The sequence below is a fragment of the Roseovarius aestuarii genome (genome assembly GCF_019966515.1).
Taxonomy (GTDB): domain Bacteria; phylum Pseudomonadota; class Alphaproteobacteria; order Rhodobacterales; family Rhodobacteraceae; genus Roseovarius; species Roseovarius aestuarii.
The window spans coordinates 51,073-71,495 of record NZ_JAIMIB010000002.1; the positions used below are offsets into that span (position 1 = coordinate 51,073).

The window sequence follows — 20,423 nt, forward strand, 5'->3', positions numbered from 1 at the left end:
GGTAAATGCTGGAACAAGCCGCATCATACGAAGCGCTGAGCGACGGGTTTCAATGGAACCTGCCTGCGCGGCTGAACATGGCGGCGCAGGTCTGTGACGACTGGGCGGCGCGCGACCCGGACCGGGTGGCGATCATTGATCTGACGGACGGGCGGCGGGATGTCTCTTACGCCGAGCTGCGGCGACTTTCAGATGGGCTGGCGCATGCGCTTGTGGCGCGCGGTGTCAAGCGCGGCGACCGGGTGGGGGTGCTGCGCTCGCAAGGTGTGTGGACGGCGGCGGCGCATATCGCGATCTGGAAGATCGGGGCGATTTCGATCCCGCTCTTCAAACTTTTCATGCGCGACGCGTTGCTGAGCCGGGTCGCGGATGCGGGTGCCGATCTGATCATCACCGACACGCAGGGTGCGGCGCTGCTGGACGGGCAGACAGCGCTTTTTCCCGAGGATATGGACCTGAGCGACGCTCCGTTCGAGACCGCCGAGACCGGGCCGGAAACACCAGCGGTTCTGATCTACACCAGCGGCACCACCGGCAGCGCCAAGGGCGCGCTGCACGGTCACCGGGTGCTGACAGGGCATCTGCCCGGCGTGGAACTGCCGCATGATTTTCTGGGGCAGGAGGGCGATTGCCTCTGGACCCCGGCGGACTGGGCGTGGATCGGTGGGCTCTTTAACATCCTGATGCCAGGGCTCGCGCTCGGCGTGCCGGTGGTGGCTGCGCGAATGACGAAATTCAATGTCGAGGAGTGCAGTGCGATCATTCGCGAGGCCAGCGTGCGGAACATCTTCTTTCCGCCCACTGCACTCAGGATGCTCAAGGCGGCAGATGCCACGATCGACGGTCTGCGCACGGTGGCCAGTGGCGGAGAGCCGTTGGGTGCGGAAATGCTGGATTGGGGTCGGGGGGCCTTTGGGCTGACGATCAACGAATTCTATGGCCAGACCGAATGCAATCTGGTGGCCTGTAGTTCTCAAACGCTTTTCGACCCGAAACCCGGTTGTATCGGGCGTGTCGTGCCGGGACACGAGGTGGCTGTGCTGGACGTGGAGGGAAGGCCAACGGAAGGCGAGGGCGATGTGGCGGTCAAACGCGGCTCGGCCTCAATGATGCTGGAATACTGGAACCGCCCGGAACAGACGGCAGAGAAGTTCAAAGGCGACTGGATGCTGACGGGCGATCGCGGCATCTGGGAGGGTGAATATCTGCGCTTCGTGGGTCGAGAGGATGATGTGATTACCTCCGCCGGATACCGCATTGGTCCCGCAGAGGTGGAGGACTGCCTGCTGCAACACCCGGCGGTGGGGACCGTGGGCGTGGTTGGCAAGCCCGACGCATTGCGCACCGAGGTGGTCAAGGCTTACGTGGTCACAAAGCCCGGGGTCGAACCGTCTGGCGATCTTGCGACCGCGCTGCAGGATTTCGTCAAGGAGAGACTTGCAAGATACTCATATCCAAGGGAAATCGGATTTCTGGATGCCTTGCCGATGACCGTCACCGGCAAGGTGATACGCCGCGAGTTGAAGGCTATGGCAGCGGCGGAAACAGGGGCAGGACAATGACGGTTGATACCTCTGCGATGGTTCTGGATCGGGCCGTGGAAGGGCCTGATCCAATGAGATGCAACTCAGAATTTATGCACGTAGGCGACACCAAAGATCCACGGGTCGATCTTGGCCTTGCCGATATTGATGCCGTTGAGTTTGACATCGGATTCGATGTCGATCCAGCGCAGATCGGCGCGCAACGACCCCTTGGCGCTGATTTCATAGTCGAGCCCTGCATGCAGGGCGACACCCCAGGAATCGTCCAGGCTGAGCGTGCTGCCAGCAAGCGGGCCAACGGCCTTGTCCTCGGTGAAAGTGGTGTAGTTGATGCCTGCACCAATGAAGGGTGTGACGGGCGAGTTGTTGGTGAAGTGGTATTGCAGCGACAACGTAGGCGGCAGATGCTTGACCTCGCCGATCTTGGTGCCGCCGCTTTTGATGTCATGCTCGAACGGCCAGGCCGCAAGCAGTTCGATGCCGAGATTATCGGCGATGAAATATTCGCCGGTGATGGTCAGGCTGTAACCGTCCTGGACATCAATCGGGGTTGGTCCGGCAAGGACGCCGTTGTTACTAGTGGGAAAGACGCCTGCGACGCCGAGGCCGACGGTGATGTCGCCCTGAGATTGGGCGAGGACGGGTGCCGCAGAGCAGGCCAGCGCGGCGGCGAGGGTGAGTGTGGTGAGTTTCGTTTTCATCATTCCATTCCTTATCGAATGGCCCCGGAATATGCCGCAGTGCGGCAATCAGCTTTGATGTGTGTCAATTTGCAGAGCAATTCGCCTGATGATGCCTTTCTGCAACGCAGCGAGCCAGGCAATGATCATGTGTGAGGAAATATGAGAATAAAATCGCAGGCGATCCCGTCATCTGAGAGCTTTCAGGCCAATCGCCAGGGGCACCTGGAGGCTTTGGCTATTGTCGAAGAGGCGGCGGCACAGGCGGCCATCGGTGGTGGCGAGGCGTCGCGCGAGCGCCATCTGAGTCGAGGCAAGATGTTGCCGCGCAACCGCGTGGCGGGGCTTTTGGATCCGGGTTCGGCCTTTCTCGAGGTGGGTGCGACGGCGGCACATGGCATGTATGACGGTGCCGCCCCCTGTGCGGGTGTGATTGCCGGGATTGGCCGGGTGATGGGCGTTGAGTGCATGATCGTCTGCAATGATGCCACCGTGAAGGGCGGCACATATTATCCGATGACGGTCAAGAAACACCTGCGCGCACAGGAGATTGCCGAGGAGTGCCATCTGCCCTGCATCTATCTGGTCGATAGCGGCGGAGCGAACCTGCCCAATCAGGATGAGGTCTTTCCCGACCGCGATCACTTTGGCCGGATTTTCTATAATCAGGCGCAGATGAGCGCGAAGGGAATTCCGCAGATTGCCGTTGTCATGGGCTCGTGTACCGCGGGCGGCGCCTATGTGCCGGCCATGTCCGACGTCACGATTATCGTCAAAGATCAGGGCACGATTTTTCTGGCTGGCCCACCCTTGGTAAAGGCCGCGACGGGCGAGGAAGTGACGTCTGAGGATCTGGGCGGCGGCGACGTGCATACGCGGCTTTCCGGCGTGGCTGATTATTTGGCGGAAGATGATGCCCATGCGTTGGCGCTGGCGCGCCGTGCGGTGGGCAACCTGAACCGCTCCAAATCTGCGACGGTCAACTGGGCCACGCCGGAAGAGCCTGCCTATGACCCCGAGGAACTGTTGGGCGTCGTGCCTGCCGATCTGCGCACGCCCTACGACATTCGCGAGGTGATTGCGCGTCTGGTTGATGGGTCGCGCTTTGACGAGTTCAAGGCAAGGTTTGGCGAGACACTTGTATGCGGCTTCGCCCACCTGAAAGGCTGTCCGGTGGGGATTATCGCCAACAACGGTGTGCTCTTTTCCGAGGCGGCACAGAAGGGGGCACATTTTGTCGAACTGTGCAGTCAGCGCAATATTCCGCTGTTATTTCTTCAGAATATCACCGGCTTCATGGTTGGACGGAAATACGAGAATGAGGGTATTGCCCGGCATGGTGCCAAGATGGTGACAGCGGTGGCGACGACGAACGTGCCCAAGGTCACGATGGTTGTCGGCGGATCGTTCGGCGCCGGGAATTATGGAATGTCGGGCCGCGCCTATCAGCCGCGTTTCATGTGGAGCTGGCCGAATTCACGCATTTCCGTCATGGGCGGCGAACAGGCGGCAGGGGTGTTGGCAACCGTCAAACGCGATGCGATTGAACGCAAGGGCGGCAGCTGGTCCGCCGAGGAAGAGGCAGAGTTCAAGCGCCCGACGATTGAGATGTTCGAGCGCCAGTCGCATCCTCTCTACGCCTCGGCGCGGCTATGGGATGACGGTATCGTGGACCCGCGCAAATCGCGCGATGTGCTGGCGCTGTCACTGAGTGCCGCACTTTGTGCACCGATTGAAGAGACACGCTTTGGCGTGTTCCGCATGTGACGACAAACCATAGCGTCGCCTGCCGCCGTGCTTGGCGCTGAATGGGAATTTGGGACAAGATGAAGCTAGGGGTCATCGCTGCTTTTGGATGATGGAAAGAGGCCGGGATGTTTGACAAGATATTGATAGCGAACCGGGGTGAGATTGCCTGCCGGGTCATGGAAACTGCCCACAAGACGGGGGTACGCACGGTCGCGGTGTATTCCGATGCCGATAGCGCCGCGCGCCACGTGATGCTGGCGGATGAGGCTGTGCATATCGGGGCATCGGCGCCTGCGGAAAGCTATCTGAAGGGCGATGTGATCATTCAGGCGGCGCTGGATACAGGCGCGCAGGCAATCCATCCGGGCTATGGGTTCCTGTCCGAGAACCCGGATTTCGTCGAGGCGGTGGAAAAGGCCGGGCTGGTATTCATCGGCCCGTCAGCTAGCGCGATCCGTGCGATGGGCCTGAAGGACGCGGCCAAGGCGCTGATGGAAGAGGCGGGCGTGCCCGTCGTGCCCGGCTATCATGGTGACAATCAGGACGCGGCGCATCTGGCGGCCGAAGCTGGCAAGATCGGCTACCCAGTGCTCATAAAGGCCGTTGCGGGCGGCGGCGGTAAAGGTATGCGGCTGGTTGAGCAGCCCAAGGATTTCGCCGATGGGCTGGAAAGTGCGCGCAGTGAGGCCGCCAAGGCGTTTGGCAATGATGCGGTGCTGATCGAGAAATTCGTCGAAAAGCCGCGCCATATCGAGCTTCAGGTCTTTGGCGACGGCACTCGCGCGGTACATCTTTTTGAACGCGATTGTTCGCTGCAGCGCCGCCATCAGAAGGTGATCGAAGAAGCCCCCGCGCCGGGCATGACTGAAGAGGTGCGCATAGCAATGGGCCAGGCGGCGGTGCGCGCGGCCGAGGCGATTGGCTATGCCGGTGCCGGAACGGTGGAATTTATCGTGGACGGCTCGGATGGTCTGCGCCCCGACGGGTTCTGGTTCATGGAGATGAACACGCGGTTGCAGGTCGAGCATCCGGTGACCGAGGCAATCACCGGTGTCGATCTGGTGGAATGGCAATTGCGTGTTGCCAGTGGCGAGGCGCTGCCCGCGACACAGGAAGATCTGACGATCAACGGCCATTCCTTTGAGGCCCGGCTTTATGCCGAGGACGTGCCCAAGGGTTTTCTACCCGCAACCGGGACGCTGGCGCATCTGAAATTCCCCGAAGGTGCCCGCGCTGATACCGGCGTAGGTAGCGGTGACGAGATCAGCCCTTTCTATGATCCGATGATTGCGAAGCTGACCACCCACGGGCCAACGCGGGCAGTGGCGCTGCGGCGGCTTTCGACGGCGCTGGCAGAGTGTCAGGTGGCCGGAACTGTCACCAACCTCAGTTTTCTGGGGGCGTTGGCCGATCATCAGGGTTTTGCGGCAGGCGAGGTCGATACCGGCCTGATCGCGCGGGATCTCGATATGTTGGTGAAAGAACCGGTGCCGGGCCCGCCCGAGATCGCGCTGGCGGGGCTTGCGGCGTCGGGCGTGCTGGATCTTGCCGGAGCAGAGACGGGCTTTGCCCTTTGGGCTCCTGTCGGGCGCCTGCAGGCGTTGCGGCATGGTGGGGATACCTACGAGATGCGGATCAGGACCTTGTCGCGTGACGCTCATGACATCGTGCTGTACGATCAGGTGATCGAGGCCCGCAGGATCGGCGGTCGCTGGCAGGTTGCGGACAATGTCGCGCCCGAAACGGTGGTGAAAGATGGCCAGGTCACGGTGTTTGCGCAATATGGGCTGAGTTTTGAAATTGTCGATCCGCTGGATCGCGACAGCACCGCCGCAGGTGATGCCGCCGTGATCGAAGCGCCAATGCCGGGTTTGGTGAAATCGATCGAGGCAAGACCCGGACAGCGGGTGGTGCAAGGGGACCGCTTGGCCGTATTGGAGGCGATGAAAATGGAGCACAGCCTGCTGGCCGCGCGGGATGGTATCGTTGCCGAAGTGCTGGTGGCAGAGGGCGATCAGGTGACCGCAGGCGCGGCCCTGGTGCGGTTGGAAGAAGAGGCCGAGGCAGCGTAATGTCCGATGCCGGTGCAGAGCTGATCCTGACAGGCTACGACCACAGCGTTTACACACGCAGTGTTCGGATTGCTCTGGCCGAGAAGGGCCAGCACTATACCTACGTGGAACGTAACCCCTTTGACCCGTCGGATCTTCTGGACCTGATGCTGGTTCATCCCTTCGGGCGGGTCCCGGTGCTGAGTGACGATGGTTTTCGCGTGTACGAAACATCTGCCATTCTGGCGTATGTCGACGCCGCGTTTGAAGGGCCGTCGCTTACCCCGAGTGAGATACGAAAAGCCGCGCGGATGCAGCAGGTGATTTCCCTTACAGACAGCTATGTGTACCAACCTCATGTACGGCAGGCATTTTCGCACGGTGTCTACCGGCCGCTAATGGCAGAGTCGGCAGATACCGGTACGCTCAGGGCCGGTTTGGACGCCGCCCCGCGGGTGCTGGATGCGCTCGAGGAAATCGCGAGAGAAGGGCTGACCTTGTGTCCGGAACAGATGTGCCTCGCGTCATGTCATCTCTACCCGATGCTGGACTATTTCGACATGGTGCCCGAGGGACGCGAGTTACTGTCGCGGCGTGACGCGCTGAGCACCTGGATGCATTGGATGGGCCGGCGCGCCTCGGTGGTTGAAACCCGGCCCCAGCTTACCGCAACAGGAGGTACCGTATGATTCGCTTGCATCATGTCCCGTTCTCACGCTCGTTTCGGGTGCTGTGGCTGCTGGAGGAGCTGGGCCTTGATTATGAGGTCGCCCATTATTCCATTCGCGATGGCAGCTTGCGCGATCCGGCTTTTCTGGCAATATCTCCCGCCGGGCGGGTGCCCGCGCTTGAGCTGAACGGAGATATTCTGTTCGAAAGCGGCGCGATCCTGCAGACGCTGTGCGAGCAATATGCCGATGCCGGGTTGGCCCCCGTGGGGCGGGGCGCAGAACGCGCGCGATATCTGGAGCTGTTGGGCTATGCCGAGACCATGGCGAGCCTGATTGAAAACCTGAACCTGCAACGTGTTTTCCTGCGCGATCCGTCTCAGGCCTCGCCGACCGTCATCAAATTGACGACCGGGCGCTTGAAAGTATCGCTCGCGGGCCTGGAGACCTTGCTGGGAGATCAGGATTTCCTGCTTGGGGCCGGGTTTTCCTCGGCGGATGTGATGATGGGGTTCAACCTTTTTGCGGCGCCGTATTACGTGAAGATGGAGGCGTTTCCAAAGCTGCATTCCTATCGTGACCGGTTAGCGCAACGACCAGCCTATGTCCGGGCGCGGGCCCGGGACGGCGCACAGGATTTCTACGTTAAGGATTTCTATCCGGTGCCGGAGGCGTGAGATGGGCGATTTTGTAGAGATATTCGAAGTGGGGCCGCGCGACGGGCTGCAAAACGAAAAGCGCCAGATCCCGACGGCGGAAAAAATCGCGCTGGTCGATTGCCTGAGCCGCGCCGGGTTCCGCCGGATTGAAGTGGCAAGTTTTGTCAGTCCGAAATGGGTGCCACAGATGGCCGATTCAGCCAAGGTTCTCGCTGGTATCACACGGGCTGACGGTGTGCGCTATGCGGCACTGACGCCGAATTTGCGCGGGTTTGAGGGCGCGGTGGCAGCGCGGGCCGATGAGGTGGCGATCTTTGGGTCGGCCTCGGAAGGGTTTTCGCGCGCCAACATAAATGCGTCCATTGCCGAGAGCCTGGAGCGGTTTGCGCCGGTGGTTGCTGCGGCAAAGACGGCGGAGATGCCGGTGCGGGGCTACGTCTCGTGCGTCAGCGATTGTCCGTACGATGGGCCGACCGATCCGGCACGGGTGGCGTGGGTGGCCGGGCAGCTCTTCGAGATGGGTTGCTACGAGATTTCGCTGGGTGACACGATCGGGCAGGGTACGCCCGAGCGGATCGAGGCAATGCTGGCAGCTGTGGCGGACGTGGTTCCGGTAGCGCAGCTTGCCGGGCATTATCATGATACGAGCGGTCGGGCTTTGGCCAACATCGAGGTATCTTTGGCGTACGGCGTGCGGGTGTTTGATGCGGCTGTGGGCGGGTTGGGCGGGTGTCCCTACGCGCCCGGAGCCGCTGGAAACGTCGCGACCGAGGCCGTGCATGTGCGGGCGACCGAACTGGGCTATGAAACCGGATTAGACGCCGAAATACTGCATGACGCTGCAGATATGGCGCGCGCCATGCGGCGGGGCTGAAGGAGCCAAAGGATGTATGAGACACTGACTATAGAAACGGATCTGCGGGGCGTTGCGACGCTGTGGCTGAACCGGCCCGAAAAGCACAATGCGCTGTCGGCGCAAATGATTGCAGAGCTGACCCAAGCGGCGTCGGATCTGACGGCAGATGAAAGCGTGCGCGTGGTAGTGTTGGCGGCGCGCGGCAAATCATTCTGCGCCGGCGGTGATCTGGGCTGGATGCGCGAGCAGTTCGATGCCACGCCGGAGACCCGCGCGGTTGAAGCGACCAAGCTGGCGATGATGTTGAATGCGCTCAATACGCTGCCCAAGCCGCTGATCGGGCGCGTGCATGGAAATGCCTTTGGTGGTGGTGTCGGCATGGCCAGTGTCTGCGATGTCGTGATCGGGGCAGACCATATCCGGATGGGCCTTACCGAGACCAGGCTGGGTCTGATCCCGGCTACCATCGGCCCGTATGTTTGCGCTCGGATGGGCGAAGCCAAGGCACGACGGGTGTTTATGTCGGGACGGTTGTTCGGGGCGACCGAGGCGTTAGGTCTGAACCTATTGGCCCGTGTCGTGCCCGAGGCTGATCTGGATGCTGCGATTGAAGCAGAAGCTGCGCCCTATCTGGCCTGTGCCCCGGGGGCCGTGAGCCGTGCCAAGGCGCTTTTGCGCGCGTTTGGGCCGAAGATCGACGAGGATGTCATCGCCCATTCCATTGCCGAGTTGAGCGCCTGCTGGGCCGGGGATGAAGCACCCGAGGGCATCGGTGCTTTTTTTGACAAGCGCAAACCCGGATGGGCGCCCGGAGAATAGGCGCCGCGCACCCAAGGGCATTTTAGCCACTCGACCAAGATTAACCCGTCCTTAACCATAATGCCTTTGACATGCGGGGATGGCGGCACCTACTGATCACGAAATCGAGAGAATTATTCACGGAGTAGTGATCATGGTACGAGTTCTGGCGCGCGCGCTTTTGTCTTTCGGTGTTATTTCAGCACTTTATGTGACTTCAGCTACGGCAGAGGAACGTGTCGGCGCATACTCGTTTGGTGGTGCCGTCAAAACCGACCTGCGCTATTCCGAACAGATGTTCGACCGGCAGGATCATGTCACCGACAAGATCGCCGTTGCACTCAGAGCTCGTCAGTCCGGCGCGCTTGACCCGCAGAGCTTTTACTTTGGCGGGCGGCTGGTGCTGACCTATATTGCGGAGAAATCGAACACAGCGGGCAAGTTTCCGATCCTGTCACGACTGCCGCCGACTCATACCTCGGGTAAGTCCGATTCCTATGGCGTGCTCAATGAAGCGTCACTGAATGCGACCATCACACTACCCTGGGTCACGGCGTTTGCGCAGGGTGAATATACCGAGGTGGAATATCCCGGTCAGGACGACCTGCAGCTGAGGAAATACTGGGTAACCGTCGGTGATCTGGACCACTCGCCCTTCTACGTGGGCGTCGGGCGCAAAACTGTGAATTTTGGTAATTTCGCCACCTACGCCCCATTCACTCATAACCATAGCAGTCACTATTTCTGGTCACAGACCGACGATCCGCTGCTGGAGGTGGGGTATATCACCAACAAGACGCAGATTGCCTTTTCGCTCATTCCGGAACATCGCGGGCTGCGGGTGATCAGCAGCCCCGACAATGACGGTGATCTGTCGAATTTCGCGATAAACGGGTCGCACCGGTTTGATCTGCAGGGCGCTCGCAGCCTGACTGTTGGCGGTGGATATCTGCGCGGCACCATCTATGACAGCACCATCGCGCATCATCCACCCGGTGTCGGGATCAACCGCTCGTGGAACAATGCTTACAACATCAACGCAATCTACAGCGCCTCGAACTACGATATCATGGCCGAGTTCACCCAGACAGCGGACCGCTGGCCTGCGACCGGCCACAAGGTCTCGGCCACGACATTGCAGGCGCGCTACAGATCGAAAATCCTCGGCAAGCCGGCAGTTTAATCGGTAAGCGCCAGCCGTGGCGTGCAAGGCAATGACGGGTTCGAGTGGGAGCGGATGGAGCAGGTAATCTTTGGGCTAGAGGTCGAACCAACGCCGCATGTGAAGCTGGGAGCAGAATATATGTACAATGCCGGTTTCGTGCCGCTGATCTTACCCACCATAACCGGTGATCGCAGCGTTGAATCCCATACCTTTATTGTCGGTGCGGAACTGACTTTCTAACCGATGATCAGTTTGGCCGTCATCGCCGGGTGATGGGCGCAGAAATAATCGCCGGTCCACTCTTCGGTCACGGTTAGTTCGACGCTCTGGCCCTTTTCCAGCGTCCCGGTATCCCAACTGCCATCGTCGGCAGTGGCGGTATGGGGCGCGAGGTCATGGTTGGTGAACCTTATCTGATCCCCGGGCTTCACCGCTAATGTCTCGGGCTCATACACAAAGTTGCGAATGCTGACCTCGCGGAGCTCGCCCTGAGCGGCGATTGGCCCCGGGGACAAAGGAATGAGGGCACCTCCCAGTGCCCCCCTGACAAATGTACGACGATCCATAGTTATTGAACCGCCTTGACCATCATTTCGGCATGGCCTTCATGCGCCTTGAAGATCTCAAGCCCCTGCTCAAAAAGCGCTTTGACCTCGGGATGGTCAATATTGGGAATAAAGGCGGTTTCGACCAGGTTGTTGACCGCTTGATGATAGCCCAGCTCGTTTTCGGCGTAGGCGCGGTCAAATTCGGCGCCGCGCAGCTGTGACAGCCGGTTGATGATCTCTTCCGAGTCGCTCGCAAGTTTTTGCGACAGGAAGTTATCCTGGGCTTCGGCGCCCAGCTTTGCCAGCAGCTCAAGGGCGGCAGCATTTACGGCCTCGTGGTCCCGGATCATGGTTTTGGCAAATTCGTGGATCTCGGGCGTGGTGCTGATGGCGAGCGCGAGGTGGGCGTAACGGATGTCGATCGTGTCGGCAACATAAGCCACATGGGCAATTTCAGTATCGCTCAGTTGCGCGGGGTCATTTGCAAATGCCGGGGTGCTGATGGCAAGCATCAGGGTGGCAGCGAGCAGGCTTTTCATGAGGTTCTCCCATTTGAATTGGTTTCGATGTTTCAAATAGAGAGCAGGTGGGCTGAACTTTGAATGGCGTAAAGTTCAGAATTCATGCCCATTCGTTCAAACGCATGGACCTGATAGGAAATTTCTGTACATTTAGGCCATGACCGATTTGCTAAGCGATATCCTGATGCGCCTGTCCATGAAGGGGACGCTGTATTTCCGTGCGTCTTTCCGACCACCTTGGGGGGTTCGGGTGCCAAGCTATTCCAACGTGGCGCGGTTTCATTTTGTGCATCGCGGCGAATGCATGATCAGGCATGAAAAGGGCGGTGATCCCTTGCGTCTGGCGCAGGGGGATCTGGTGATCATTCCGGGGGGCGCGGGCCATTCGCTCTATTGTCAGCCGGAAACCGAACTTGATGCGCTACCACTTGAGACGGTGCTGGAGCGCGCGGGCTACGACGGAGAGGGCGTGTTGTTTTATCCTGGGGACGACAAGCTGGAAGACAGGGAAACGCAGTTGATCTGCGGGCATTTTTCCATAGCCGAAGGCCAAGAACATCCGATTTTCGACCGATTGCCGCCTTTCGTGCATATCCCTGATTACGGCGCGCAGGCAGGGCAGTGGATGGAGGCAACGCTACGCATGATCGGGGCCGAGACCGGCGCGCAGGCGATGGGGGCCAACCTGATCGCGCTAAAGCTTTCCGAAACGATATTTGCCCAGGCGATTCGGGCTTTCCTGTCCAGCCCTGAGGCCGAGGGCGTCGGGCTGTCGGGTTTTGTCGACCCGCAACTGGCGCGGGCGCTGCGAATGATCCATGCGGACCCGTCGCATGGCTGGACGCTGGATATGCTTGCGCGTGAGGCGGGGATGTCGCGCACCGGGTTCGCGGTTCGGTTCTCGGACAAGGTGGGCATGCCGCCGCTGCAATATGTGACCTATTGGCGAATGCAACTGGCCTGTCAGGCGCTGCGCGAAACCGGCCGGTCGGTGGCTGAAGTAGCGGCCGAGGTCGGCTATAGTTCGGAATCCGGATTTTCGCGGGTATTCAAGAAGGAAAAGGGCCTGCCGCCCGCGAAGTATCGCGCGGCAATGGCAGCGGCCTGAGCAATCATTGGCATATGACGCCCTGAGACGTGTGATTGCCAGTCGCGGCAGGTGGGCTGATGATCGCCCGGCGCTCTTCGCGCCTGCTTCCGCGCCGGGCACATCTCGAACGACGGACCAGTGCCAAAGTTGACCGAACATGGTTTCGTCCAAAACAGAATTGTCCTAGCATTCCGCCCATGCGAATACACTGAAAGGACGCAGCCATGTCTTTGCCGACGACCTGTATCGGGGCCTATCCCAAACCTGACTACGTGCCGATCTCGGATTGGTTTCAGGTACGGTGCGACGATGATGACTATGGCGACAAGGTGCTGCGCAACTGGACCGAGAACAGCGAAAAGGACATTGTGGCCCTTCTGGACAGGGCCACAGTTGAGGCGGTCGAAGACCAGATCGCCTGTGGCATCGATGTGCCAACCGACGGTGAGCAGCGGCGCGAAAACTACGTGCATTACCAGTGCCGGCACTTCGAGGGGTTCGACTTCGAGAACCTGACCGAGACCGTTCAGCGCAACGGCGCGTATAAATCCGAGCTTCCCACGATCCGTGCGCCGATACGGGCCACCGACACTTCAACACTTGTGCGCGATTGGCAGGTTGCTGAGAAAGCCGCCGGCAGACCGGTCAAGATCACCGTGCCGGGGCCGATGACGATTTCCGACACCACCGCGGATGCCTATTACAATGATGCCCCGAAACTGGCGCGTGACCTGGCGGATGCGCTTAACGGGCAGATCAGGGCGCTGGCCGAGGCGGGTTGCCGGAACATACAGGTCGATGAACCGATCTTCGCCCGCAAGCCCGACGAGGCGCTGGCCTATGGTACAGAAACGCTGGAACGGTGTTTTCATGGCCTGCCCGACGAGGTAACGCGGGTCGTTCACATGTGCTGCGGCTATCCATCCTATCTCGATCAGGACGACTATCCCAAGGCAGACCAGGGATCATATCAGCAGATCGCAGAGGCGGTCGATGGCATCGCCGATCAGATCTCGATCGAGGATGCGCACCGTCACAACCCCACGCACCTCTTTCCGCAATTCCAGAAATCAAAGCTGATCGTGGGTTTCGTCACCGTCGCTTCGAGCCGGGTCGAGCCGGTCGAGGAAATCCGCGCACGTATGATCGAGGTGATGCAACATATGCCCGTGGAACGGCTAATCGCGGCGCCCGATTGCGGGCTGGGTTTTCTGGGGCGGGACCTGGCGATGCAAAAGCTCAAAAATCTGTCCGAGGCGGCCCAATCCGTCTGATGCTTCGCCGCGATGCTGCACGACAGCAAAGCTTTGAATTTCGGTGCTGTTAAAATGCTTTGGTCAGGTTGACCCCACCTTGGGGCACGGGTAAACCCGAATGTAGTCATAAAGAGCCATCTGAATGCGTGACAATTCATGCGCATGAAAGGAGCCACCACGTGGAAGAGATGCTAAGGGAATACCTTCCCATTCTCGTTTTCCTGGCCATCGCCATCGGTCTCGGAATTGTTCTGATCCTCGCCGCTGTCGTATTGGCCGTTCGCAACCCCGATCCCGAGAAAGTCAGCGCCTACGAATGTGGCTTCAATGCCTTTGATGATGCTCGGATGAAATTCGACGTGCGCTTCTACCTGGTCTGTATCCTTTTCATCATTTTCGACCTTGAGATCGCGATGCTGTTTCCCTGGGCCGTAGCCTTCAAGGATATCAGCATGGTGGCGTTCTGGTCGATGATGGTTTTCCTCGCGGTTCTGACCGCCGGATTTGCCTATGAGTGGCGCAAAGGAGCGATGGAATGGGATTAGCAACCGGCGCCAACACCGCGGGCGGCGACCGCGAATTCGCCACGCAGGAACTGAACAGGGATTTGCAGGACAAGGGGTTCCTGCTGACCACCTCCGAGGACATCGTGAACTGGGCGCGAACCGGAAGCTTGCACTGGATGACATTCGGTCTGGCCTGCTGCGCGGTCGAGATGATGCACACCGCCATGCCGCGCTATGACGTGGAGCGCTTTGGCTTTGCCCCGCGCGCCTCCCCGCGCCAGTCGGATGTGATGATCGTTGCCGGAACGCTGACCAACAAGATGGCCCCCGCTTTGCGCAAGGTCTATGACCAGATGCCCGAGCCGCGCTACGTGATCTCGATGGGCAGCTGCGCCAATGGCGGCGGCTATTACCATTACAGCTATTCCGTGGTGCGCGGCTGTGACCGGGTTGTGCCGGTCGATATCTACGTGCCTGGCTGCCCGCCCACCGCCGAGGCGCTGGTCTATGGCATCATGGCTTTGCAACGCAAAATCCGCCGTACCGGGACCATCGTGCGATGAGCAGTGCGGTTGTCAGAAGGTGGGAAGCCACCGTGGCAAGGGATGATCTGACCGCCTGCGTTGAGACTTTTCGTGAACGCGTGCTGCCCAACATGCGCGCGATCGACGGGTTCCGCGACGCTACCTTTCTGGCAAGACGTGACGAAGATCCTGCGCATCTGATCGTGCTGACCAAATGGCGGGACATGGCCGCGGTGGTTGCTTTTGCAGGTGATCAGGCCGCGAAAGCCGTGGTGCCGGATTTCATGGCGGGCTTTTTCAAGACCCAAGATGCCGAGGCCACGTTTTACGACCAGATTCTCCGGGAGGAAGGCGATGAGTGACGCGCTGAACGAACTTGGCACCCATATCGAGACCAAACGCACCGATTGCGTGCTGGGTTGGAGCGTCGCCCATGACGAGCTGACCGTCGATGTGGCGCTTTCGAATATCGTGGGTTTGGTCGAGTTTCTGAAATCCGATCAGACCTGCAAGTTCTCGACCCTGGTGGATATCACCGCCGTAGACTACCCCGAGCGGGCCAAGCGGTTCGACGTGGTCTATCACTTCCTCAGCATGTACCAGAACCAGCGCATCCGCCTGCGTATCGCCGTGCGCGAAGAGGATATGGTGCCGTCGATCACCGAGGTGCATCCCTCGGCCAACTGGTTCGAGCGCGAAGTTTTCGACATGTACGGCATCCTGTTTTCCGGCCACCCGGACCTGCGCCGCATCCTCACCGATTACGGCTTTCGCGGCTATCCGCTGCGCAAGGATTTCCCGACCACAGGCTACACCGAAGTGCGCTATGACGAAGAGCAAAAGCGCGTGGTCTATGAGCCCGTCAGCCTCGTGCAGGAATACCGCCAGTTCGATTTCATGTCTCCGTGGGAGGGGGCCGAATACATCCTGCCCGGTGATGAAAAGCAGGAGGAGGCGAAATGATCCCGTTTCTGACTGAGATTGCGGAATTCATCGTTGCTTTGCTGATGCTTGCAGCAACACAGCCCTTTTTAAAAAAATCTGTAGATGTCTCATGCTGTGTCATCCCGTTGCATGGCGTAGCTAAACCGTCGCATATTACCGGGAGGCTCGCGAAATGATGGACGGCTCCACCAACGCTCGCGGCTATGAAGACGCCCAGACCGGCGAGCAGCAGATCCGCAATTTCAACATCAACTTCGGGCCTCAGCACCCGGCGGCGCATGGCGTGCTGCGGTTGGTGCTGGAGCTGGACGGCGAGATTGTCGAGCGCTGCGACCCGCATATCGGTCTGCTGCATCGCGGCACCGAAAAGCTGATGGAAAGCCGCACCTATCTGCAGAACCTGCCCTATTTCGACCGGCTGGATTACGTGGCCCCGATGAACCAGGAACATGCCTGGTGTCTGGCCATCGAAAAACTGACGGGCACCGAGGTGCCGCGCCGGGGCAGCCTGATCCGGGTGCTGTACTCGGAAATCGGCCGTATTCTGAACCACCTGCTGAACGTGACCACACAGGCGATGGATGTGGGCGCGCTGACCCCGCCGCTCTGGGGCTTCGAAGAGCGTGAAAAGCTGATGGTCTTCTATGAACGCGCATGCGGGGCACGGCTGCATGCGGCCTATTTCCGCCCCGGTGGCGTGCATCAGGACCTGCCGCCGGACCTGATTGACGATATCGAGACCTGGGCCAATGAATTCCCCGCCGTGATCGACGATATTGACGGGCTTCTGACCGAAAACCGCATCTTCAAGCAGCGCAATGCCGATATCGGCGTGGTCAGCGAGCAGGAAGCGCTCGATTGGGGCTTTTCAGGCGTGATGGTACGCGGCTCGGGCATGGCATGGGATCTGCGCCGGGCGCAGCCCTATGAATGCTATGACGAGTTTGAATTCCAGATCCCCGTGGGCAAGAACGGCGATTGCTATGATCGGTACCTCTGCCGGATGGAAGAGATGCGCCAGTCTCTGCATATTATCCATCAGGCGATTGCGAAACTGCGGGCGCCGGAAGGGCAGGGCGATGTGATGACCCGGGGCAAACTGTCGCCACCCACACGCGGCGACATGAAAACCAGCATGGAAAGCCTGATCCACCATTTCAAGCTTTACACCGAAGGCTTCCGCGTGCCGGAGGGCGAAGTCTATGCCGCCGTCGAGGCACCCAAGGGCGAGTTCGGCGTTTATCTGGTGGCTGATGGCAGCAACAAACCTTACCGCGCCAAGATTCGCGCGCCGGGGTATTTGCATTTGCAGGCGATGGACCACGTTGCCGGGGGGCATCAGTTGGCCGACGTGGCGGCGATTATCGGCACGATGGATGTGGTGTTCGGAGAGATCGACCGCTGATGCGGTCTTGCAGAAAAGCGGAAGAACGCGAGGGACGTAGTAAATGAAGACAGGTATTCGGCTGGGAATTTTCGGAATAGCGATCGGCTTGTCGGGCTGTGCTTTGCCACCGGACGGGGTAAGCCAGCAAGATATCGCCAATTACGAGGCCGCCGTGGCCAGTATCGGCTGTGTGATGGCACATGAATCCGATTATCTGCCGGTCGAATTTCAGGCCGGGCTGACCCGCGAACAGACCCTGGCGATCACCAAATACGAACTTGCCGCCGAGAGGGCCGTCTCATTGCCCGAGGGTGGTGTGAAACTGACCACAGGAGCCTGTGCCGGATAATGCTACGCCGTCTTCACCACAAGCAACCCGAGAGCTTTGCCTTCACGCCCGCCAACCGGGAATGGGCTGATGCGCAGATCAGCAAATACCCCGAGGGCCGTCAGGCCAGCGCGATCATCCCTTTGCTTTGGCGCGCGCAGGAGCAGGAGGGCTGGCTGAGCCGACCGGCGATCGAAACTGTCGCCGATATGTTGGGGCTGGCCTATATCCGGGCGCTGGAGGTGGCGAGTTTCTACTTCATGTTCCAATTGCAACCTGTTGGTTCCGTGGCGAATATCCAGATCTGCGGCACGACGTCCTGCATGATTTGCGGGGCCGAGGACCTGGTGGGTGTCTGCCGCGAAAAGATTGCCGACAAGCCGCATACACTCAGCGGCGACGGCAAGTTCAGCTGGGAAGAAGTGGAATGCCTGGGCGCCTGTGCCAATGCGCCGATGGCGCAGATCGGCAAGGATTATTACGAGGATCTGACCGCTGCACGACTGGCCGAGATCATTGACGAGTTGGCAGCGGGCAAAGTGCCGGTGCCCGGGCCGCAGAACGGGCGTTATGCCTCGGAACCCAAGGCCGGTCTGACCAGCCTGAAGGATTTCGATAGTGGTCAGACCAAGTATAATGCCAGCGCACAGCTCGCCGTTGATATTGGCGAGACGGTAAAGCGGATCGATGGCACCGAAGTGCCTATTTTGGCGCCGTGGCGCGACAAAGGCGCCAACCACGCCCCCGCCGCTTCTGCCGTCAAGCTGAACGAAGAAGCGCAGGATGTCCGGGTTGCAACTCCTGCCAAACCTGCGGCGAAGGTCGAGAAAGCCAAGCCTGCGGCAAAGGCAAAATCGGCAAAGGCTGCAAAAGTAGATGCGCCCGCTGATACCGGCACCAAGCCCGAGGCGCTGAGCGCACCGCGTGATGGCGGGGCTGATAATCTGAAAGAGATCAAGGGCGTCGGTCCAAAGCTTGAGAAGCTGCTGAATTCGCATGGAATTTATCACTTCGACCAGATCGCCAACTGGTCCGACAAGGATGTGGCGTGGGCTGATAACAGCCTTGTCGGTTTCAAAGGTCGGGTGAGTCGCGACAATTGGGTCGAACAGGCCAGAATTCTCGCCGAAGGAGGCGAGACAGAATTTTCGAAACGCGTTGACGATGGCGACGTGTACTGACGGATGATGAGTGATGGCTGCGCAAGAGGACGAAGGCAAAAAGGGGCGGCAGGCCGCGCTGGTGATTGCCGGAACGGCGATCTTCTGGGTCGTCGCGTCCTTCGTGGGCGGTCAGTTGGGGCTGGACAACCGCACCCGCGCGCTTTTCGATCTTGTGGCTTTGGCAGGGTTCATCTGGGCCCTGTGGATGATCTTTCAAATCTGGCGCGCGCGTCAGGATAATCAGGGGTAGTAGCGGATGCTGAACGACCAGGACCGTATCTTTACCAATCTCTACGGCATGCATGATCGCACGCTGAAGGGCGCGCAGGCGCGGGGCCACTGGGATGGTACCGCGAAGATCCTGCAGAACGGGCGCGACTGGATTGTCGATCAGATGAAGGCCAGCGGGTTGCGCGGGCGGGGCGGGGCGGGTTTCCCCACCGGACTGAAATGGTCTTTCATGCCCAAGGAAAGCGATGGCCGTCCTGCTTATCTGGTGGTCAATGCCGACGAGTCTGAGCCGGGCACCTGCAAGGATCGCGAGATCATGCGCCATGATCCGCACACGTTGGTCGAGGGCTGCCTGATCGCCAGTTTCGCGATGAATGCCCATGCCTGCTACATCTACATTCGCGGCGAATATATCCGCGAGAAAGAGGCGCTTCAGGCCGCGATTGACGAGGCTTACGAGGCCGGTCTGATCGGTAAGAACGCCTGTAACTCAGGGTATGATTTCGACCTCTACCTGGCTCACGGGGCAGGCGCCTATATCTGCGGCGAGGAAACTGCCTTGCTGGAAAGCCTTGAGGGCAAGAAGGGCATGCCCCGGATGAAGCCGCCGTTTCCGGCCGGTGCCGGGCTTTATGGCTGCCCGACCACGGTCAACAATGTTGAATCCATTGCCGTGGTGCCGACCATTTTGCGGCGTGGGCCGGACTGGTTTGCCGGTTTTGGTCGCCCCAACAATGCGGGCACCAAGCTTTTTGCCATCTCGGGCCATGTCAACAACCCTTGTGTCGTCGAAGAGGCGATGTCGATCACGTTCGAGGAACTGATCGACAAGCATTGCGACGGTATTCGCGGCGGCTGGGATAACCTCAAGGCCGTCATTCCGGGCGGATCGTCGGTGCCGTGCATCCGTGGCGAGCATATGCGCGAGGCGATCATGGATTTCGACTACCTGCGCGAACAACGCTCGGGTCTTGGCACGGCGGCGGTGATCGTGATGGACAATTCCACCGATATCATCAAGGCGATCTGGCGGCTGGCGAAGTTCTACAAACACGAAAGCTGCGGCCAGTGTACACCGTGTCGCGAAGGCACTGGCTGGATGATGCGGGTGATGGAGCGTTTGGTGAAAGGCGATGCCGAACCGGAAGAGATCGACATGCTGCTGGATGTGACCAAGCAGGTCGAGGGCCACACGATCTGCGCCCTTGGCGATGCGGCAGCCTGGCCCATTCAGGGTCTGATCCGCAATTTCCGAGATGAGATCGAAGACCGGATCAAGGCAAAACGAACCGGCGCGGTTAGCGCTGTGGCGGCGGAGTGATCTGATGGAACACTTCGCTACATACGGACATGCAATCGTGGCGATGGCGGCGACGGCTATTTTTGGTCTGCTGCTCAGCCCCCTCTCGGCGATGCGGAAATCGGCGATTGGCCTGGCACCGGGATGCGAACCCGAGGCTGATTACAGCAGTTCGGTCTATCGTTGGCACCGCGCGTATGCCAACCTGTCCGAGACGATTGGCTTCTTTGTCGCCTGTGTCGCGGCCGCCATTCTTGCGGGGGCGAGCCCGTTCTGGGTGAATCTCTTCGCCTCGATCTTCTTTGTTAGCAGGCTGGTGCTGGCCGTGATCCATATCGGCGGGATCGGCAAACCAGATATGAGCGCGCGCTCGTTCCTTTATGTAGCGGGATGGCTGATGTGCGTCTTGCTGGCGATCATGGCAATTTTTGCGGTTTTGTAGGGTGAGTGCGAT

At 59.8% G+C, this 20,423-nt stretch carries 25 protein-coding genes; 22 read left to right on the forward strand and 3 right to left on the reverse strand.

Annotation, left to right across the window (positions count from 1 at the left end):
* Positions 1-5 precede the first annotated feature (5 nt).
* Positions 6-1,562: an AMP-binding protein gene (locus LC334_RS03330; RefSeq protein WP_085798844.1), complete on the forward strand. Its 1,557-nt coding sequence runs from the start codon at positions 6-8 to the stop codon at positions 1,560-1,562.
* Between the two features lie 65 nt (positions 1,563-1,627).
* On the opposite strand, the gene LC334_RS03335 is transcribed toward LC334_RS03330, so the two are convergent.
* On the reverse strand, positions 1,628-2,245 hold the full coding sequence (locus LC334_RS03335; protein WP_085799149.1) for an OmpW/AlkL family protein: 618 nt from the start codon (positions 2,243-2,245) through the stop codon (positions 1,628-1,630).
* 141 nt (positions 2,246-2,386) lie between these two features.
* On the opposite strand from LC334_RS03335, the gene LC334_RS03340 reads away from it, so the two are divergent.
* The 8 genes from LC334_RS03340 (at position 2,387) to LC334_RS03375 (ending at position 10,410) form a co-directional block, all read left to right on the forward strand.
* Positions 2,387-3,991: a carboxyl transferase domain-containing protein gene (locus LC334_RS03340; protein ID WP_085798845.1), complete on the forward strand. Its 1,605-nt coding sequence runs from the start codon at positions 2,387-2,389 to the stop codon at positions 3,989-3,991.
* Positions 3,992-4,098: 107 nt separating this feature from the next.
* Positions 4,099-6,045 (forward strand): acetyl/propionyl/methylcrotonyl-CoA carboxylase subunit alpha, encoded by a 1,947-nt coding sequence (locus LC334_RS03345; RefSeq protein ID WP_085798846.1) that lies wholly within the window; start codon positions 4,099-4,101, stop codon positions 6,043-6,045.
* Positions 6,045-6,713, forward strand: coding sequence for a glutathione S-transferase family protein (locus LC334_RS03350; protein WP_085798847.1), 669 nt, complete (start codon positions 6,045-6,047; stop codon positions 6,711-6,713). Before LC334_RS03345 ends, LC334_RS03350 begins: the two co-directional genes overlap by 1 nt.
* The gene (locus LC334_RS03355) at positions 6,710-7,369 is read left to right on the forward strand and encodes a glutathione S-transferase family protein (RefSeq protein ID WP_085798848.1); all 660 of its coding nucleotides are present in this window, start codon (positions 6,710-6,712) and stop codon (positions 7,367-7,369) included. Before LC334_RS03350 ends, LC334_RS03355 begins: the two co-directional genes overlap by 4 nt.
* 1 nt (position 7,370) lies before the next feature.
* A complete protein-coding gene (locus tag LC334_RS03360; protein WP_085798849.1) occupies positions 7,371-8,225 on the forward strand; it encodes a hydroxymethylglutaryl-CoA lyase in 855 nt (284 codons plus the stop codon).
* Positions 8,226-8,237: 12 nt separating this feature from the next.
* On the forward strand, positions 8,238-9,026 hold the full coding sequence (locus tag LC334_RS03365) for a crotonase/enoyl-CoA hydratase family protein (protein WP_085798850.1): 789 nt from the start codon (positions 8,238-8,240) through the stop codon (positions 9,024-9,026).
* 133 nt (positions 9,027-9,159) lie between these two features.
* Positions 9,160-10,188: a hypothetical protein gene (locus LC334_RS03370; protein WP_223412869.1), complete on the forward strand. Its 1,029-nt coding sequence runs from the start codon at positions 9,160-9,162 to the stop codon at positions 10,186-10,188.
* Positions 10,189-10,209: 21 nt separating this feature from the next.
* Positions 10,210-10,410, forward strand: a complete 201-nt coding sequence (locus LC334_RS03375) for a hypothetical protein (protein WP_223412870.1) — start codon at positions 10,210-10,212, stop codon at positions 10,408-10,410.
* On the opposite strand, the gene LC334_RS03380 is transcribed toward LC334_RS03375, so the two are convergent.
* Positions 10,407-10,736, reverse strand: coding sequence for a cupredoxin domain-containing protein (locus tag LC334_RS03380; protein ID WP_085798851.1), 330 nt, complete (start codon positions 10,734-10,736; stop codon positions 10,407-10,409). The genes LC334_RS03375 and LC334_RS03380 overlap by 4 nt on opposite strands.
* Before the next feature lie 2 nt (positions 10,737-10,738).
* A complete protein-coding gene (locus LC334_RS03385; protein WP_085798852.1) occupies positions 10,739-11,257 on the reverse strand; it encodes a DUF4142 domain-containing protein in 519 nt (172 codons plus the stop codon).
* A 139-nt stretch (positions 11,258-11,396) separates the two neighbouring features.
* Here LC334_RS03385 and LC334_RS03390 point away from each other — a divergent pair, with 139 nt between their 5' ends.
* From LC334_RS03390 to LC334_RS03450, 13 genes are all read left to right on the forward strand, one after another.
* Positions 11,397-12,347, forward strand: a complete 951-nt coding sequence (locus tag LC334_RS03390; protein WP_085798853.1) for an AraC family transcriptional regulator — start codon at positions 11,397-11,399, stop codon at positions 12,345-12,347.
* Positions 12,348-12,553: 206 nt separating this feature from the next.
* The gene (locus LC334_RS03395) at positions 12,554-13,603 is read left to right on the forward strand and encodes a cobalamin-independent methionine synthase II family protein (protein ID WP_085798854.1); all 1,050 of its coding nucleotides are present in this window, start codon (positions 12,554-12,556) and stop codon (positions 13,601-13,603) included.
* A gap of 161 nt (positions 13,604-13,764) precedes the next feature.
* The gene (locus LC334_RS03400) at positions 13,765-14,130 is read left to right on the forward strand and encodes an NADH-quinone oxidoreductase subunit A (protein WP_085798855.1); all 366 of its coding nucleotides are present in this window, start codon (positions 13,765-13,767) and stop codon (positions 14,128-14,130) included.
* Positions 14,121-14,654, forward strand: coding sequence for a NuoB/complex I 20 kDa subunit family protein (locus LC334_RS03405; protein ID WP_085798856.1), 534 nt, complete (start codon positions 14,121-14,123; stop codon positions 14,652-14,654). The genes LC334_RS03400 and LC334_RS03405 overlap by 10 nt, the downstream gene beginning before the upstream one ends.
* Positions 14,651-14,977, forward strand: coding sequence for an antibiotic biosynthesis monooxygenase (locus tag LC334_RS03410; protein ID WP_085798857.1), 327 nt, complete (start codon positions 14,651-14,653; stop codon positions 14,975-14,977). The genes LC334_RS03405 and LC334_RS03410 overlap by 4 nt, the downstream gene beginning before the upstream one ends.
* Positions 14,970-15,578, forward strand: a complete 609-nt coding sequence (locus LC334_RS03415; RefSeq protein WP_085798858.1) for an NADH-quinone oxidoreductase subunit C — start codon at positions 14,970-14,972, stop codon at positions 15,576-15,578. The genes LC334_RS03410 and LC334_RS03415 overlap by 8 nt, the downstream gene beginning before the upstream one ends.
* On the forward strand, positions 15,575-15,736 hold the full coding sequence (locus LC334_RS03420) for a hypothetical protein (protein WP_176237610.1): 162 nt from the start codon (positions 15,575-15,577) through the stop codon (positions 15,734-15,736). The genes LC334_RS03415 and LC334_RS03420 overlap by 4 nt, the downstream gene beginning before the upstream one ends.
* Positions 15,733-16,965 carry an NADH-quinone oxidoreductase subunit D gene (locus LC334_RS03425; RefSeq protein ID WP_085798859.1) on the forward strand — a complete coding sequence of 411 codons (1,233 nt, stop codon included), beginning with the start codon at positions 15,733-15,735 and terminating at the stop codon, positions 16,963-16,965. Before LC334_RS03420 ends, LC334_RS03425 begins: the two co-directional genes overlap by 4 nt.
* 43 nt (positions 16,966-17,008) lie before the next feature.
* Positions 17,009-17,296, forward strand: a complete 288-nt coding sequence (locus LC334_RS03430; protein ID WP_085798860.1) for a hypothetical protein — start codon at positions 17,009-17,011, stop codon at positions 17,294-17,296.
* Positions 17,296-18,456: an NADH-quinone oxidoreductase subunit E gene (locus tag LC334_RS03435; protein WP_085798861.1), complete on the forward strand. Its 1,161-nt coding sequence runs from the start codon at positions 17,296-17,298 to the stop codon at positions 18,454-18,456. Before LC334_RS03430 ends, LC334_RS03435 begins: the two co-directional genes overlap by 1 nt.
* Before the next feature lie 13 nt (positions 18,457-18,469).
* The gene (locus LC334_RS03440) at positions 18,470-18,688 is read left to right on the forward strand and encodes a DUF5337 domain-containing protein (protein ID WP_085798862.1); all 219 of its coding nucleotides are present in this window, start codon (positions 18,470-18,472) and stop codon (positions 18,686-18,688) included.
* Positions 18,689-18,694: 6 nt separating this feature from the next.
* Positions 18,695-19,990, forward strand: a complete 1,296-nt coding sequence (gene nuoF / locus LC334_RS03445; protein ID WP_085798863.1) for an NADH-quinone oxidoreductase subunit NuoF — start codon at positions 18,695-18,697, stop codon at positions 19,988-19,990.
* Between the two features lie 4 nt (positions 19,991-19,994).
* Positions 19,995-20,411, forward strand: a complete 417-nt coding sequence (locus tag LC334_RS03450; RefSeq protein WP_223412871.1) for an MAPEG family protein — start codon at positions 19,995-19,997, stop codon at positions 20,409-20,411.
* The last annotated feature ends 12 nt before the right edge of the window (positions 20,412-20,423 follow it).

What these genes read in the sequence shown, in the direction of transcription:
- LC334_RS03330 (WP_085798844.1), top strand. Translation starts at nt 6, where the DNA reads ATGCTGGAACAAGCCGCATCATACGAAGCGCTGAGCGACGGGTTTCAA.
- LC334_RS03335 (WP_085799149.1), bottom strand. Translation starts at nt 2,245, where the DNA reads ATGAAAACGAAACTCACCACACTCACCCTCGCCGCCGCGCTGGCCTGC.
- LC334_RS03340 (WP_085798845.1), top strand. Translation starts at nt 2,387, where the DNA reads ATGAGAATAAAATCGCAGGCGATCCCGTCATCTGAGAGCTTTCAGGCC.
- LC334_RS03345 (WP_085798846.1), top strand. Translation starts at nt 4,099, where the DNA reads ATGTTTGACAAGATATTGATAGCGAACCGGGGTGAGATTGCCTGCCGG.
- LC334_RS03350 (WP_085798847.1), top strand. Translation starts at nt 6,045, where the DNA reads ATGTCCGATGCCGGTGCAGAGCTGATCCTGACAGGCTACGACCACAGC.
- LC334_RS03355 (WP_085798848.1), top strand. Translation starts at nt 6,710, where the DNA reads ATGATTCGCTTGCATCATGTCCCGTTCTCACGCTCGTTTCGGGTGCTG.
- LC334_RS03360 (WP_085798849.1), top strand. Translation starts at nt 7,371, where the DNA reads ATGGGCGATTTTGTAGAGATATTCGAAGTGGGGCCGCGCGACGGGCTG.
- LC334_RS03365 (WP_085798850.1), top strand. Translation starts at nt 8,238, where the DNA reads ATGTATGAGACACTGACTATAGAAACGGATCTGCGGGGCGTTGCGACG.
- LC334_RS03370 (WP_223412869.1), top strand. Translation starts at nt 9,160, where the DNA reads ATGGTACGAGTTCTGGCGCGCGCGCTTTTGTCTTTCGGTGTTATTTCA.
- LC334_RS03380 (WP_085798851.1), bottom strand. Translation starts at nt 10,736, where the DNA reads ATGGATCGTCGTACATTTGTCAGGGGGGCACTGGGAGGTGCCCTCATT.
- LC334_RS03385 (WP_085798852.1), bottom strand. Translation starts at nt 11,257, where the DNA reads ATGAAAAGCCTGCTCGCTGCCACCCTGATGCTTGCCATCAGCACCCCG.
- LC334_RS03390 (WP_085798853.1), top strand. Translation starts at nt 11,397, where the DNA reads ATGACCGATTTGCTAAGCGATATCCTGATGCGCCTGTCCATGAAGGGG.
- LC334_RS03395 (WP_085798854.1), top strand. Translation starts at nt 12,554, where the DNA reads ATGTCTTTGCCGACGACCTGTATCGGGGCCTATCCCAAACCTGACTAC.
- LC334_RS03405 (WP_085798856.1), top strand. Translation starts at nt 14,121, where the DNA reads ATGGGATTAGCAACCGGCGCCAACACCGCGGGCGGCGACCGCGAATTC.
- LC334_RS03410 (WP_085798857.1), top strand. Translation starts at nt 14,651, where the DNA reads ATGAGCAGTGCGGTTGTCAGAAGGTGGGAAGCCACCGTGGCAAGGGAT.
- LC334_RS03415 (WP_085798858.1), top strand. Translation starts at nt 14,970, where the DNA reads ATGAGTGACGCGCTGAACGAACTTGGCACCCATATCGAGACCAAACGC.
- LC334_RS03420 (WP_176237610.1), top strand. Translation starts at nt 15,575, where the DNA reads ATGATCCCGTTTCTGACTGAGATTGCGGAATTCATCGTTGCTTTGCTG.
- LC334_RS03425 (WP_085798859.1), top strand. Translation starts at nt 15,733, where the DNA reads ATGATGGACGGCTCCACCAACGCTCGCGGCTATGAAGACGCCCAGACC.
- LC334_RS03430 (WP_085798860.1), top strand. Translation starts at nt 17,009, where the DNA reads ATGAAGACAGGTATTCGGCTGGGAATTTTCGGAATAGCGATCGGCTTG.
- LC334_RS03435 (WP_085798861.1), top strand. Translation starts at nt 17,296, where the DNA reads ATGCTACGCCGTCTTCACCACAAGCAACCCGAGAGCTTTGCCTTCACG.
- LC334_RS03440 (WP_085798862.1), top strand. Translation starts at nt 18,470, where the DNA reads ATGGCTGCGCAAGAGGACGAAGGCAAAAAGGGGCGGCAGGCCGCGCTG.
- nuoF (WP_085798863.1), top strand. Translation starts at nt 18,695, where the DNA reads ATGCTGAACGACCAGGACCGTATCTTTACCAATCTCTACGGCATGCAT.
- LC334_RS03450 (WP_223412871.1), top strand. Translation starts at nt 19,995, where the DNA reads ATGGAACACTTCGCTACATACGGACATGCAATCGTGGCGATGGCGGCG.